Raw genomic sequence first — 14,038 nt, forward strand, 5'->3', positions numbered from 1 at the left:
ACCGTGGCCTCTTGCAGGCCGCGGCTTTCATTTGCCTTGCCCTGAGAAGCCCGCCATGTCCGACTCCGCAACCACAGCCCCCCTGCTCACCACGCCCCTGAACGCACTGCACGTCGAGCTGGGCGCCCGCATGGTGCCGTTCGCTGGCTATTCCATGCCCGTGCAGTACCCGGCCGGCCTCATGGCCGAACACTTGCACACACGCTCAGCGGCAGGGCTGTTCGATGTCTCCCACATGGGCCAGCTCAAGCTTGTCGGCCCGGACGCTGCGGCCGCCTTCGAAACCCTGATGCCGGTGGACGTCATCGACCTGCCCGTGGGCAAGCAGCGCTACGGCCTGCTGCTGACCGATGAGGGCACGGTCATCGACGACCTGATGTTCTTCAACCAGGGTACGGTCGATGGCGAGCCCACCCTGTTCGTCATCGTGAACGGCGCGTGCAAGGTCGGCGACATCGCCCACATCCAGGCTCGCATCGGCCAGCGCTGCCAGGTGGTGCCCATGCCCGACCATGCGCTGCTGGCGCTGCAAGGCCCGCAGGCGGTCACCGCCCTCGCCCGCCTGGCGCCGGGTGCGGACAAGCTGGTGTTCATGACCGGCGGCGCGTTCGACATTGCGGGCTGCGACTGCTTCGTCACCCGCAGCGGCTACACCGGCGAAGACGGCTTTGAAATCTCGGTGCCCGCGGCCCAGGCCGACGCGCTGGCGCGGGCGCTGCTGGCCCAGCCCGAGGTCAAGCCCATTGGCCTGGGCGCGCGCAACTCTTTGCGCCTGGAAGCGGGCCTGTGCCTGTACGGCAACGACATCGACACCACCACCACCCCGCCCGAAGCGGCCCTGAACTGGGCCATCCAGAAGGTGCGCCGCACCGGCGGCGCACGGGCGGGCGGCTTTCCGGGCGCGGACAAGGTCCTCGCGCAGATCGACAACCCCGCCACGCTGCAGCGCAAGCGCGTCGGTCTGGTGGCGCTGGAGCGCGTGCCCGTGCGCGAGCACACCGAACTGCAGAGCACGGAGGGCCAGAAGATCGGCGAAGTCACCAGCGGCCTGCTGGGCCCCACGGTGAACGAGCCCGTGGCCATGGGTTACGTCACCCCAGAATTTGCCGCCATCGGCACGCGCGTGAACGCCATCGTGCGCGGCAAGGCAGTGCCCATGGAAGTGCGGGCCATGCCATTCACACCCGCAAGGTACTACCGGGGCTAACACGCCGGACAACCCCGGCCGGGCTACAGTCGCGCCTGGCATCGGCAACTTTCTTTGTTATCCCTTTTTTCAGGAGCCCCCATGACTGTCAAGTATTCCAAGGACCACGAGTGGATCGACATCTCCGACCACGAAGCCGCCACCGTCGGCATCACGCTGCATGCGCAGGACGCGCTGGGCGACGTGGTGTTCGTGGACCTGCCCGCCGTCGGCACCACCTTCACCCAGGGTGACGTGGCCGGCGTGGTCGAGTCCGTGAAGGCAGCGGCCGACGTGTACATGCCTGTCACCGGCGAGATCGTCGAAGTGAACGAGGCGCTGCGCGCCGACCCGTCCCTGGCCAACAGCGACCCGATGGGCGCTGGCTGGTTCTTCAAGGTCCACGTGACCGACATGACGCAGTTCGACGCGCTCATGGACGAGCCGGCCTACGCCGAGTTCGCCAAGAACGCCTGATCGGACCGCCCCTCCCTTCGCGGCCCGGCAGCCACCCGCCGGGCCATGTGTCCCCGCCCTTGCCGCCGCCGCCGATGACCTCCCAAGCCACCCTGCCCTCTCTCGCCGCGCTCGAGAACGCCACCGAATTCCTGCCCCGCCATATTGGCATCGACGCAGCGGATGAAACCCACATGCTGTCGGTGATCGGCGAAGCCTCGCGCAGCGCCCTCATCGAAAGCATCGTGCCGCGCTCCATCGCGCGCAGCGCGCCCATGGACCTGCCCCTGCCCGCCACCGAAGCGGCGGCGCTGGCCGAGCTCAAGGCCATCGCTGGCAAGAACAAGGTCCTGCGCAGCTTCATCGGCCAGGGCTATTACGGCACGCACACGCCGGGCGTCATCCTGCGCAACATCCTGGAGAACCCCGCCTGGTACACCGCCTACACGCCCTACCAGGCCGAGATCTCGCAAGGCCGCATGGAGGCCCTGGTCAACTTCCAGACCATGGTGTGCGACCTGACCGGCATGCCGATCGCCAACGCATCCATGCTGGACGAAGCCACCGCCGCCGCCGAAGCCATGACCCTGGCCAAGCGATCCGTCAAATCCAAGAGCAACATCTTCGTGGTGGCCGGCGACGCGCACCCACAGACCATCGAGGTCATCCAGACCCGCGCCAAGCCCCTGGGCCTGGAAGTGCGCCTGGCCAACTCGGCAGAGGAATGGAACGACCTGCTGGCCGGCGACTACTTCGCCGTGCTGGCCCAGTACCCTTCCACCAGCGGCCGCATCGACGACCTGCGCGCCGATGTGGAAAAAGCCCACGCCAAGCAGGCCGCCTTCATCGTGGCCGCCGACCTGCTGGCGCTGACGCTCATCACGCCGCCCGGCGAGTACGGCGCCGACATCGTGGTCGGCACCACGCAGCGCTTTGGCATGCCCATGGGCGCGGGCGGGCCCCACGCTGCCTACATGGCCTGCCGCGACGAGTTCAAGCGCAGCCTGCCCGGCCGCCTGGTGGGCGTGAGCGTGGACGTGCACGGCAAGCCCGCCTACCGCCTGGCCCTGCAGACGCGCGAGCAGCACATCCGCCGCGAGAAGGCCACGTCCAACATCTGCACTGCGCAGGTGCTGCCCGCCGTGATCGCCAGCATGTACGCCGTGTACCACGGCCCCGAGGGCCTCGCGCGCATCGCCCAGCGCGTGGCCAGCTACACCGCCATCCTGGCCCAGGGCCTGGTGCAGCTGGGCGCGCCGGTGCGTCCGCAAGCCACCTTCGACACGCTCAGCCTGCATACCGGGTCTGCTACCAAATCAATAGCTGCTCGCGCAATCCAGATGGGCGCCAACCTGCGAATCTACTTTGAAGAATACCTGTGCATCTCGCTGGACGAGACCACCACGCGCGCCGACATCGAGCTGCTGTGGAAAGTCTTCGCCAAGGACGGCCAGGCCCTGCCCACCTTCGATGCTTTCGAGAACGGCGTGGAGCCGCTGATCCCGGCTGGGCTGCGCCGCACCAGCCGCTACCTCACGCACCCGGTGTTCAACACCCACCATTCCGAAACCGGCATGCTGCGCTACATCCGCCAGCTGTCCGACAAGGACCTGGCGCTGGACCGCAGCATGATTCCGCTGGGCAGCTGCACCATGAAGCTCAACGCCACCAGCGAGATGATCCCCATCACCTGGCCCGAGTTCGCGCACATGCACCCCTACGCGCCCGCCGACCAGCAGGCCGGCTACCGCGAACTCGATGAACAGCTGCGCGCCTGGCTGTGCCAGGCCACCGGCTACGCCGGCATCAGCCTGCAGCCCAACGCCGGCAGCCAGGGCGAATACGCGGGCCTGCTGGCCATCCAGGCCTACCACCAGGCGCGCGGCGAAGGCCACCGCAACATCTGCCTGATCCCCAGCAGCGCACACGGCACCAACCCCGCCAGCGCGCAGATGGTGGGCATGCAGGTGGTGGTGACGGCGTGCGACGCCGCCGGCAACGTGGACCTGGCAGACCTCAAGGCCAAGTGCGAGCAGCACAGCGGCAGCATTGCCTGCGTGATGATCACCTACCCCAGCACGCACGGCGTGTTCGAGACCCAGGTCAAGGAGCTGTGCGCCCTGGTGCACAGCCACGGCGGCCGCGTGTACGTGGACGGCGCCAACATGAACGCCCTGGTGGGCGTGGCCGCCCCCGGCGAGTTCGGCGGTGACGTGAGCCACCTGAACCTGCACAAGACCTTCTGCATTCCCCATGGCGGTGGCGGCCCGGGCGTCGGCCCCGTCTGCGTGGTCGAAGACCTGGTGCCCTACCTGCCCGGCCTGCCGGGCCAGGGCGACCAGCCGCTTACTCCCGCCGACGGCAAGGTCGGTCCGGTGAGCGCCGCCCCCCTGGGCAACGCCGCCGTGCTGCCGATCAGCTGGATGTACATCCGCATGATGGGCGCCGTGGGCCTGCAGGCCGCCACCGAAACGGCCATCCTGTCCGCCAACTACATCAGCGCACGCCTGAAGGACCACTACCCCACGCTGTACGCCAGCGCCAACGGCCACGTGGCGCACGAGTGCATCCTGGACCTGCGCGGCCTGAAGGAAACCAGCGGCGTGATGGCCGAGGACGTGGCCAAGCGCCTGATCGACTACGGCTTCCACGCGCCCACGCTCTCCTTCCCGGTGCCCAACACGCTGATGGTGGAGCCCACCGAGAGCGAGACACTGTTCGAGATCGACCGCTTCATCGACGCGATGATCGCCATCCGCGAAGAGATCCGCCAGATCGAGGCCGGCAAGCTGCCGCAGGACAACAACCCGCTGAAGAACGCCCCGCACACGGCCGAGAACCTTCTGTCCGGCGAGTGGGCACGCCCGTACAGCCGCGAGGCCGCCGCCTACCCCGTGGCCGCGCTGCGCCAGGCCAAGTACTGGTCGCCCGTGGGCCGCGTGGACAACGTCTGGGGTGACCGCAACCTGTCTTGCAGTTGCATCCCCGTGTCCGACTACGCCTGAGCCTGCGCCGTCGCCTCCATCGCAAGAACCTCGGCGCGGGCCCAGCCTGCGCCGAGGTTTTTTGCATGGGGCCGATCCGCCCGCTGGCGGCAACCCGAGCGCATCCCGAACGCGAATAAGATCGCAGCCTCACTCGACTTCCATCACGGAGACTCCTTTGCGAAATACTTTGTGCGTGCTGCTTGCCAGCGTTGTGATCGCTCCCGCCCTGGCGCAAGCCCAGCCTGTCACCACCGCCAGCGGCCTGGTCTATGAATCCCTGAAGGAAGGCGCTGGCGAATCTCCCAAAGCCAGCAGCACCGTGAAGGTGCACTACAAGGGCACGTTCCTTGATGGCAAGGAATTCGACAGCTCGTACAAGCGCGGCACCCCCACCGAGTTCCCGCTCAAGGGGGTGATCCCCTGCTGGACGGAAGGCGTGCAGTTGATGAAGCCGGGCGGCAAGGCCAAGCTGACCTGCCCTGCCGCCATCGCCTACGGCGAGCGCGGCGCAGGTGGCCTGATTCCGCCCAACACCACGCTGATCTTCGAGATCGAACTGATCTCCGTGCGCTGACGGATGAAGCCCCCCTGCCGCTGCATTGCGCCGTCGACCATCAGGCCGGGGGGCCAATGCGCCCGTCGCACGGACAGCCTGCGGCCCCCCATATGGCCATCGGCTGTGGAAAGACCATGCTGCTGAAAGTCGGCGACCTCGCACGGCGCACCGGCCTCACGGTGCGCACGCTGCACCACTACGACGAGATCGGGCTGCTCAAGCCTTCGGGCCGCTCCGAGGCGGGCTACCGGCTGTACAGCCAGGCCGACGTGCAGCGGCTGCATGGCATCCAGACGATGCGCCAGATGGGCCTGCCGCTCAGCGATATTGGTGACCTGCTGGCGGGCGACGGCGTGGCACCCGAGCGCATCATCGGCCAGCAGATCCGTGCGCTGGACCAGCAGATTTCGCAGGCCACCGAACTGCGCGGGCGACTGACCATGCTGCGCGACGGGCTCATGGCCGGGGCCGAGCCCGACATGGGCAACTGGCTCCAAGCGCTGGCGCTCATGACCACCTACGGCAAGTATTTCAGCTCGGCTGAGCTCAAGCAGATCTTCACCAACTGGAGCCTGATCGAAGCCGATTGGCTGATCGTCAAGGACTTGGTGAAGAACGCCATGGACCGCCGGCTGCCGCCCGATTCACCCGAAGTTCAGGCCCTGGCCTACCGGTGGATGGCGCTCATGCTGCACTGGATGAAAGGCGACATGGACCTGCTGGAGCGCTGGGGCCATATGTTCCGCACCGAGCCCAGCACGCATGGCCGCAACCACGCGCCGCCCGGCGAGATGATCGAGTACGTCGAAATCGCCATCAAGCTGCGCATGGAACTGCTGGACAAGTACCTGACCCGCGACGACCTGCGCGCACTGGGCCATGTGCCCTATGCCGATTGGGCCGCGCTCGAAGAAACCGCGCAGCAGCTTCTGGCCCGGGGCCTGCCACCGCATCACCCGGATGCCATGGCGGCCGGACGGCGCTGGGATGCGCTCTTCGGGCAATTGACCCGCAACGACCCTGTATTGCGCCGCAAGCTCCTCACGGCGTCGGCGCAGGAGCCCTTGCTGCAGGCGGGCTCTCCGCTCAGTGCGCCGGTGCGTGCGTATCTGCACGCCGCGCTGGCCCATGCGCATCAACAGGCCGTGCCCGAGAAGCCACGCGCAGCCAAAAAAACAGCGTAAATCGCTTGACCCTCACGCAACGTGAGGCCTGACAGTCGGTCTCCTGATGGACCGACCCATGACTGACGACCCTTCCCGTTCTCCCACCGAGGCCCCCCAGCGGCTGCACGCGCTGGACCACCTTCGCGCCGCGATGATGTGGCTGGGCATCGTGCTGCACGCATCCATCGCGTACATGAAGGCACCATCGCCGCTGCCGTGGCACGACGACCTGTCCACTCCGGTAGCCGACCTTTTTGTGGCGGTGATCCACGCGTTCCGCATGCCGCTGTTCTTCATCCTGGCCGGGTTCTTCGTGGCGCTGCTGGTGCAGCAGCGCGGCCTGGCCGGCATGGCGCGGCACCGCGTACGCCGCCTGGGCCTGCCTTTCGCGGTGTTCTGGCCGCCGCTTTTCGTCGCCACGGCGCTGCTCGGGCTGATGTTCCTGCACCGCATGGCGCACGGCACCTGGGGCGTGGACCGCAGCCTGCTGCCGCACGGGCCCAACGTGCCGCAGGGTCCGCCCACCATGCACCTGTGGTTCTTGTGGATGCTGCTGTGGCTGACATTGCTCACCCCGCCCCTGTGGGCTGTGACCCGCGCTTTGCCAGCGGCACTCCTTCGCGCGCTGCAGCGCATGGCCGCATGGCTGTGCGGCTCACCCGCCGGGTTCGTGGCGTTGACGCTGCCGCTGGCCTGGATCGGCGCGCACTACACCCACGGCATCGTCACGCCCAGCGGCTCGTTCCTGCCACCCCTGGCGGAATGGGCGCACAACGGCCTGTTCTACGCGTTCGGCCTGTGCCTGCATACCCAGCGACGCCTGCTGATGGCGCGCTACGAGCGACATTGGCCAGTGTTCGCAGCCATGGGCTTCGCGTGTTTCGTGGTCACGGGTTTGCTGGCGGAGGTGCTGGCCCAGCCCGAGGCGTCTGCCTTCGCGCTGGTGATGGTGACCGGCGCGTTCACGGACATGCTGGCGGCACCCGTGCCCGCCACGCGGCACCTGCAGTTCTGGATGGCGCTGGCCTACAACGCCGCGTCGTGGCTGTGGAGCTTTGCGCTGATCGGCCTGTTCCTGCGCCACGCATCGAAGCCCCGGGCCTGGCTGGCGTACCTGGCAGACAGCTCGTACTGGGTCTATCTGGTGCACCTGCCGATGACGGTGGGCTTCAGCGCCCTGCTGTACGGCGTGCCCATTCCGGCTCTTGCCAAGATTTTGATCAACGTGCTGGCCACCACGGCCCTGTGCCTGGCCAGCTACCACCTGTGCGTGCGCAGCACTGCCATCGGCCAGCTGCTCAACGGCCAGCGCCATCCCCGCCCTTTGACTGGAGAGCCTTCCCATGCCCACTGAGACCCCCGATCGCGACGCCCCAGCGCGCCGCCCCCAGCCTGCCCCGCCGGACCAGGACCTGCGCGCCGCGCTGCTCAGAGACCACAATTTCCGCTGGCTGACCGGCGGCGCCTTTTTGTCGATGCTCGGCGACCAGTTCACGCTGATCGCCCTGCCATGGCTGGTGCTGCAGATGACTGGCGACACTTTGGTGCTGGGCACCGTATTGGCGCTCGTCAGCGTTCCCCGCGCCCTGTTCATCCTGATCGGCGGCGCGCTCGTGGACCGCCATTCGCCCAAGCAGGTGCTGATGATCACCAAGTACGTCAACCTGGTGCTGCTGGCCGCGCTGGCGGCGCTGGTGCTGGCGGGCAGCCTCACGCTGTGGATGGTGTATGCGCTGTCGCTGGGCATCGGCCTGGCCACGGCCTTCAGCATCCCGGCGGGCACGGCCATGATGCCGCACGTGGTGGCGCGCCACCAGCTGCAGGCGGCCAACGGCATCAACCTGGGGCTGCGCCAGCTCACCATGTTCCTCGGGCCGCTGCTCGCGGGCGTGCTGATCGCGCTGTTCGGCGATGCCACGGGGTCGCCAGCGGGCGGCATGCGGGCCAACGCCACCGGTATCGGCCTTGCCTTCGCGCTCGATGCGCTGAGCTTTGCAGTGTCGGCCTGGACGCTGGCCAAAGTGCAGGTCCGGGGTGACAGTGGCGCCCATCCCGCTCATGCTGCCGCGCCGCCCCAGGCCGTGCTGGCGTCGGTGTGGCAGGGTCTTGCGCATTTCTGGAGCGACCACGAGCTGCGCACCTGCTTTCTCTACTGGAGCGCGATCGCCCTCTTCATCATGGGGCCCATCCACATCGCGATCCCGGTGCTGGCCAGCAGCACGCCCGCGCTCGGTGCGGCCGCCTTCGGCATCATCGTGGGCGCGCACGGAGCGGGCACTCTGCTGGGCATGGTGATCTCGGGGGCGGTGCCGCGCCTGCGCATCGGCAGCCTGGGCGTGACCATCCTCGCATTCGACGCGATCATCGGCGCGCTGTTCATGCCCATGGGCCTGATCACCGCCGTGTGGCAGGGCGCGGCGCTGATGCTGGTCATCGGCCTTCTGGGCGGCTTCATGCAGGTGAGCGTGTTCACCTGGATCCAGCAGCGCGTGCCGCCCATGCTGCTGGGCCGCGCGATGAGCCTGTTCATGTTCATCTTCATGGGCCTGGCGCCCATCTCCGCCGCCGTGACGGGGTGGGTGATGAAAAGCGTGACGCTCGCGCAGCTGTTCGCGGCCAGCGGCGGCACGCTGGTGGTGCTGGCAGCACTGGCCTTCGTGATCACCCCCATGCGCCGCGTGACGGACGCGGCACCTGCGGCCCGTTGACGGGCCGCACCATGAGAAATGCCGGGCATGGGCCCGGCATTTTCTTGTGCGCTACAAGCCCGGGGCTCAGACTTCCGTCACGAACTGCTCACGCGGGCGGCGCACCTTCTTGAGGTTCACCAGCCAGTCGCCTTCGTCGGCGCGATAGCCCAGCGGCAGGATGGACACGCTGCGCAGTCCACGTGCCCTCAGGCCCAGGATCTCATCGAGCGCGTTGGGGTCGAAACCCTCCATCGGGGTCGAGTCGACTTCCTCGAAGGCTGCGGCGATCAATGCGGCGCTCATCCCGATGTACGCCTGGCGGGCGGCATGCTGGAAGTTGACCTCCGCATCGCGCTGAGGGTAGCTGTTCAGCAGCATCTGGCGGTAGTTTTCCCAGCCTTCATTCTTGAAGCCGCGCTGGTCGTTGGTCAGATCGAACATCATGTTGATGCGCTCGGCCGTGTAGTTGTCCCACGCGGCGAACACCAGCAGGTGCGAGCCGTCCGTGATCTGCGCCTGGTTCCAGGCGATGGGCTGGATTTTGGCGCGCACTGCGGGGTCGGTCACGACGATGATCTCGAAGGGCTGCAGGCCGCTGGAGGTGGGGGCCAGGCGAGCGGCCTCCAGGATGCGCTCTACCTTGTCCTGGGGGACCTTCTTGGCGGGGTTGAGCTTCTTGGCGGCATAGCGCCATTGCAGTTGGTTGAGCAGCGGCTGGGCTGCATTGGCGGTGTTGGCTGTGGTCATGTTGTAGTCGTCCTGTGATCTGGGCCGTTGATGTTTTTTGCGCGAGCCTTGCGGTCAGGCGGCATATGAACTGTATGCAAGCCCCGAGCGCCCGGTAAGGCATCAACGGGAAAAGGATTGTTCGCGTTTGATCAACAATCGGCCGTTTATGCCGCCGCCGATGGCGGGGTGAGCGCCTTCTGGACGGGCTGGACCCGTGGGGTCTTGGGCGCGCCCCCGCGCCCACCCGCGACCTGCGGGCGTACACTCCGACGCATGCCTTGCGGTAGCCTGCAGCCGCGCACCGCAGCGACCATTGGCCGTCAACCCGCCATGCGATGGCTTGCAGTTGCGTGCAGTTGCGTGGAGAACGCACCGCCTTTTCTTCCATGATTGAACACGACCTGTCTTTTCTGGACCCATCGCGCCGCATGCCCGCCCAAGCGGCCGGCGCGCCGGGCCAGCCGGTGGTGCGCACAGCCCCCCCCGCCTTGCCGCCAGGCGCTTCCACAGAGGGGCTGGTGGCCGAGCTGCGCGCTTACCAGGCCGAACTGGAAAACCAGAACAAAGTGCTGCGTTACAGCCAGACCGTGGCCGAGAGCGCTTACGAACGGTTCGAAACGCTGTTCGCCAGCGTGCCGCTGGCGCTGATGGTGGTGGACGAACATGATCTGGTGGTGCAGGCCAATTCCATGGCCCATCGCTCGTTCCAGCCCTCCGAGCGCGACCGCCCCCTCACCGCGCTGATGCCCTTCGTGCGCGAACAGGACGCTGGGCGCGTGCGCGAGGCTTTCGCCCTCGCGGAAGATCTGGGGCACAGCGAGGTCAAGGAGGTGGTGTTCACCATCAATGCCGACAGCCGCATCACCGGCGACCTGCACATCGCCCACATCGAGGCCCCGCAAGCCAGCGGCCCACCCCTTCCGCAGTTCCTGTGCGCCGTGATCGACCAAGGCCCCGTGCTGGCCGAACGCCAGGCCCTGCAGCACAGCGCGCGGGCACTCCAACAGCGCAACCAGCAGCTGTACGCCAGTGAGAAGCGGCTCGAAGCCATCATCAACTCCGCGCTCGACGCCATCCTGTGCGTAGACCAGCATCGGCGCATCACCGTGTTCAACCCCACCGCGGCTGCGCTGTTCCAGTGCAGCGCGGGCGACGCGCTGGGCAGCACGCTCGACCGCTTCCTGCCAGACGCGGCTCAGGCCCTGGCATTCGCGCAGCTCACCACGCAGGCCATGCTGGGCGAAATGACCGCGCTCACCGCCAGCGGCAAGGAGCTGGCGGTGGAAGTCAGCGTCTCGTTCGAGCGCCACTCCGAGGGCGAGACCACCACTGTGTTCGCGCGCGACCTCACTGGCCGCAAGAAGGCCGAAGCCCACCGCAACGAGCTGGAGTCGCAGTTGCGCGAGTCGCAGAAGATGCAGGCCGTGGGCACCATGGCCGGCGGCATCGCGCACGACTTCAACAACATCCTGGGGGCCATCCTCGGCAATGTGGAGCTGGCCAAGGCCGACTGCGCACCGAACTCGCCCGTGCTGGAAAGCCTGCTGGAGATCGACAAGGCCGGCCGCCGAGCGCGCGACCTGGTGCGCCAGATCCTCACCTTCAGCCGCAACGAGCCACCCCGGCGCACCGCCGTGTCGCTGGCCGAGGTGGTGCACGATACCGAGCGCCTGCTGCGCGTGACGCTGCCACCGGCCATCGAACTGCACATGCACCTGCAGCAGGGCCTGCCGCCCGTTCTGGGCGACGCCACGCAGGTGGAACAGGCACTGCTCAACCTGTGCACCAACGCCGTCCACGCCATCCAGGGCCAGGGCACCGAGCGCGGCAGCATCCATGTCGAAGCCGCCGCCGTTCAGCCCGACCACCGTCTCTCGGAACGGCTGGGCCTGGCGTCTGCCGACTACGTGGCGCTGACGGTGCGCGACACCGGCCCCGGCATGGACGACGCCTTGCTGGCGCGCATCTTCGAGCCCTTCTTCACCACCAAGCCCGTGGGCCAGGGCACGGGCCTGGGCCTGGCCGTGGTGCATGGCGTGATGCGCACGCACGAAGGCGGCGTGGACGTGCAAAGCGCGCCCGGCCAGGGCAGCCGCTTCACGCTGTATTTCCCGGTGGCGCCGGGCGATGCCGCCCAGTCCTCGCTCCCGGCCGCGGCGCAACTGGTGACCGAGTCCACAGCCCCCGCCGAGCCGTCCAACGACAACCCGGGCTGCACCCCGCCGCCACGCAAGCCGCATGTGATGTACGTGGACGACGACGAAGCGCTGGTCTTCCTGGTGCAGCGCCTGCTGCGCCGCCGAGGCTACGAGGTGAGCGGCTTCACCGACCCGCACGAGGCCACCGCAGCGCTGCGCGCAGCGCCCCACTGCTATGACCTGCTCGTCACCGACTACAACATGCCGGGCTTTTGCGGCGTGGACCTGGTGCGCGAGGCACGCCACATCCGCCCCGACCTGCCCGTGGCGCTTGCGTCCGGCTACGTGACGGCCGAGATCGAGCAGGAGGCACGGGCCGAAGGCGCCCGCGCGCTGATCCACAAGCCCAACGACGTGGAGGAACTCTGCGCCACGGTGCAGCGGCTCATCGCCGGCAGCGCAGCGGGCGATGACGCAGCCTGAGCTGCCGGCATGCAGCGTGCACGCGGCGTATGAAGACGCCGACCTGCTCGTGTTGCACAAGCCCGCCGGCCTGCTGTGCGTGCCGGGCCGGGGCCCCGACAAGCAGGACTGCCTGAGCGCCCGCGCAGAGCAGCGCTGGCCCGGCGCGCTCATCGTGCACCGGCTGGACCAGGCCACCTCGGGCCTCGTGATCATGGCGCGCCACATCGACGCGCAGCGGCGCCTGAGCCACGCGTTCGCGGAGCGCCAGGTGCACAAACGCTACCAGGCCGTAGTGCAGGGCCACATGCGACAGGGCCCGGGCGACGCCGAAGCCTGGCAGGACATCGACCTGCCCATCGCCGCCGACTGGGAGCGCCGCCCGCTGCGCGTGATCGACCATGCCCTGGGCAAGCCCAGCCTCACCCGCTGGCGCGTGCGAGGGCACGATGCCGCCGCCGGTACAAGCCACGTCGAGCTGGAGCCCGTGACGGGCCGCACCCACCAGTTGCGCGTGCATCTGGCGGCCGTGGGCCACCCGATCCTGGGCGACGCGCTGTACGCAGACGCCGCCACGCAGGTGCAGGCTCCCAGGCTGCTGCTGCATGCGAGCGACCTGCGCTTCATGCACCCGGCGACAGGCGCCGATATGGTGCTGCAATGGCCTGCGGATTTTGAATAAAAACGTGCTCTTACGCGCTTTCAGCAAGCGCTATAAGCTACCAATTCAATAGCAAATCACCCACGCGATGCCTGCCGCGACATCGCCCACTGCACCGCCAGGATGCTGCACAGCACCACCAGCATGCCGGCCAGCGAGATGCCTCGCATGGACTGCCCGAGCAGCGCCCACCCCAGCAGCACCGCCGTCACCGGGCTCAGCAGGCCCAGCGACGCCACGGCCACCGAGGGCAGGCGCGCAATGCCGCGGAACCACAGCCCATAGGCCAGCAAGGCCCCCGCCACGCTCAGGTACACATAGCCGGCCACATGGGCCGCCGTCAGCGTGGGCAGGGGCGGGTCCACCAGCCAGGCCACGGGCGCCAGCATCACGCCACCGGCCAGCAGCTGCCAGCCCGTGAAGGCCAGCACCGGCAGGTCGGAGCGCCAGCGGCGCGACCAGAACGTGCCCGCCGCCATGCACAGCGTGCCCGCCAGCGCGGCGGCCACGCCCACCATGTCCCAGCGCGCGCCCGGCGACAGCAGCAGCGCCGCCATGCCCGCCACACCCAGCCCACCCGCCGCGAGGGCCACGGCCGGTGGGCGGCGATGGTCGAGCGCCCAGGTCAGCCCCATCACCACCAGCGGCCCGATGGCTCCCACCACCGCCGCAACGCCACCCGGCAACCGGTAAGCCGCCACGAACAGCAGCGCCTGGAAGACGCCGATGTTCAGCGCCGCCAGCACCATCAGGCGCCACCACCCCGTCCGGTCGCCCCAGGCAGGCCAGCGGCGGCACCACAGCACCAAAAGCAGGCCGGCGGGCAAGGTGCGCAGCAGTGCGGCAGTGAAGGGCCGATCGGGCGGCAGCAGCTCGGTGGTGACGATGTAGGTGGAGCCCCAGATGACAGGCCCCACCGCCGTGGTCAACGCGTCCAGCCAGGGGGAGGTGCGGTCGTTCGACATGGTTATTTATCTTAAATTCAAGATAAATAACTCTACCATACA

General features: G+C 68.1%; 11 protein-coding genes. 9 read left to right on the forward strand and 2 right to left on the reverse strand.

The window, feature by feature from the left end:
* The first annotated feature begins 55 nt into the window (after positions 1-55).
* From gcvT to KW835_RS06715, 7 genes are all read left to right on the forward strand, one after another.
* A complete protein-coding gene (gene gcvT, locus KW835_RS06685; protein WP_218381586.1) occupies positions 56-1,207 on the forward strand; it encodes a glycine cleavage system aminomethyltransferase GcvT in 1,152 nt (383 codons plus the stop codon).
* A gap of 81 nt (positions 1,208-1,288) precedes the next feature.
* Positions 1,289-1,663, forward strand: coding sequence for a glycine cleavage system protein GcvH (gcvH, locus tag KW835_RS06690; RefSeq protein ID WP_218381587.1), 375 nt, complete (start codon positions 1,289-1,291; stop codon positions 1,661-1,663).
* Positions 1,664-1,737: 74 nt separating this feature from the next.
* Complete coding sequence (gene gcvP / locus KW835_RS06695; protein ID WP_218381588.1) at positions 1,738-4,647, forward strand: aminomethyl-transferring glycine dehydrogenase; 2,910 nt, start codon at positions 1,738-1,740, stop codon at positions 4,645-4,647.
* A gap of 157 nt (positions 4,648-4,804) precedes the next feature.
* Positions 4,805-5,203: an FKBP-type peptidyl-prolyl cis-trans isomerase gene (locus KW835_RS06700; RefSeq protein ID WP_218381589.1), complete on the forward strand. Its 399-nt coding sequence runs from the start codon at positions 4,805-4,807 to the stop codon at positions 5,201-5,203.
* A 116-nt stretch (positions 5,204-5,319) separates the two neighbouring features.
* Positions 5,320-6,369, forward strand: a complete 1,050-nt coding sequence (locus KW835_RS06705; protein ID WP_218381590.1) for a MerR family transcriptional regulator — start codon at positions 5,320-5,322, stop codon at positions 6,367-6,369.
* A 58-nt stretch (positions 6,370-6,427) separates the two neighbouring features.
* A complete protein-coding gene (locus KW835_RS06710; RefSeq protein ID WP_218381591.1) occupies positions 6,428-7,705 on the forward strand; it encodes an acyltransferase family protein in 1,278 nt (425 codons plus the stop codon).
* Positions 7,695-9,059: an MFS transporter gene (locus KW835_RS06715; RefSeq protein ID WP_218381592.1), complete on the forward strand. Its 1,365-nt coding sequence runs from the start codon at positions 7,695-7,697 to the stop codon at positions 9,057-9,059. Before KW835_RS06710 ends, KW835_RS06715 begins: the two co-directional genes overlap by 11 nt.
* Before the next feature lie 66 nt (positions 9,060-9,125).
* On the opposite strand, the gene KW835_RS06720 is transcribed toward KW835_RS06715, so the two are convergent.
* Positions 9,126-9,788 (reverse strand): NAD(P)H-dependent oxidoreductase, encoded by a 663-nt coding sequence (locus tag KW835_RS06720; protein ID WP_218381593.1) that lies wholly within the window; start codon positions 9,786-9,788, stop codon positions 9,126-9,128.
* Between the two features lie 368 nt (positions 9,789-10,156).
* On the opposite strand from KW835_RS06720, the gene KW835_RS06725 reads away from it, so the two are divergent.
* Both KW835_RS06725 and KW835_RS06730 read left to right on the forward strand, forming a co-directional pair.
* On the forward strand, positions 10,157-12,391 hold the full coding sequence (locus tag KW835_RS06725; RefSeq protein ID WP_218381594.1) for an ATP-binding protein: 2,235 nt from the start codon (positions 10,157-10,159) through the stop codon (positions 12,389-12,391).
* Positions 12,378-13,052, forward strand: coding sequence for an RluA family pseudouridine synthase (locus KW835_RS06730; protein WP_218381595.1), 675 nt, complete (start codon positions 12,378-12,380; stop codon positions 13,050-13,052). Before KW835_RS06725 ends, KW835_RS06730 begins: the two co-directional genes overlap by 14 nt.
* Before the next feature lie 56 nt (positions 13,053-13,108).
* Here the strand turns inward: KW835_RS06730 and KW835_RS06735 are convergent, their stop codons facing one another.
* Positions 13,109-13,996 carry an EamA family transporter gene (locus KW835_RS06735; RefSeq protein WP_218381596.1) on the reverse strand — a complete coding sequence of 296 codons (888 nt, stop codon included), beginning with the start codon at positions 13,994-13,996 and terminating at the stop codon, positions 13,109-13,111.
* Positions 13,997-14,038 lie beyond the last annotated feature (42 nt).

It is taken from the genome of Acidovorax sp. sic0104 (assembly GCF_019219095.1).
GTDB lineage: Bacteria > Pseudomonadota > Gammaproteobacteria > Burkholderiales > Burkholderiaceae_C > Acidovorax.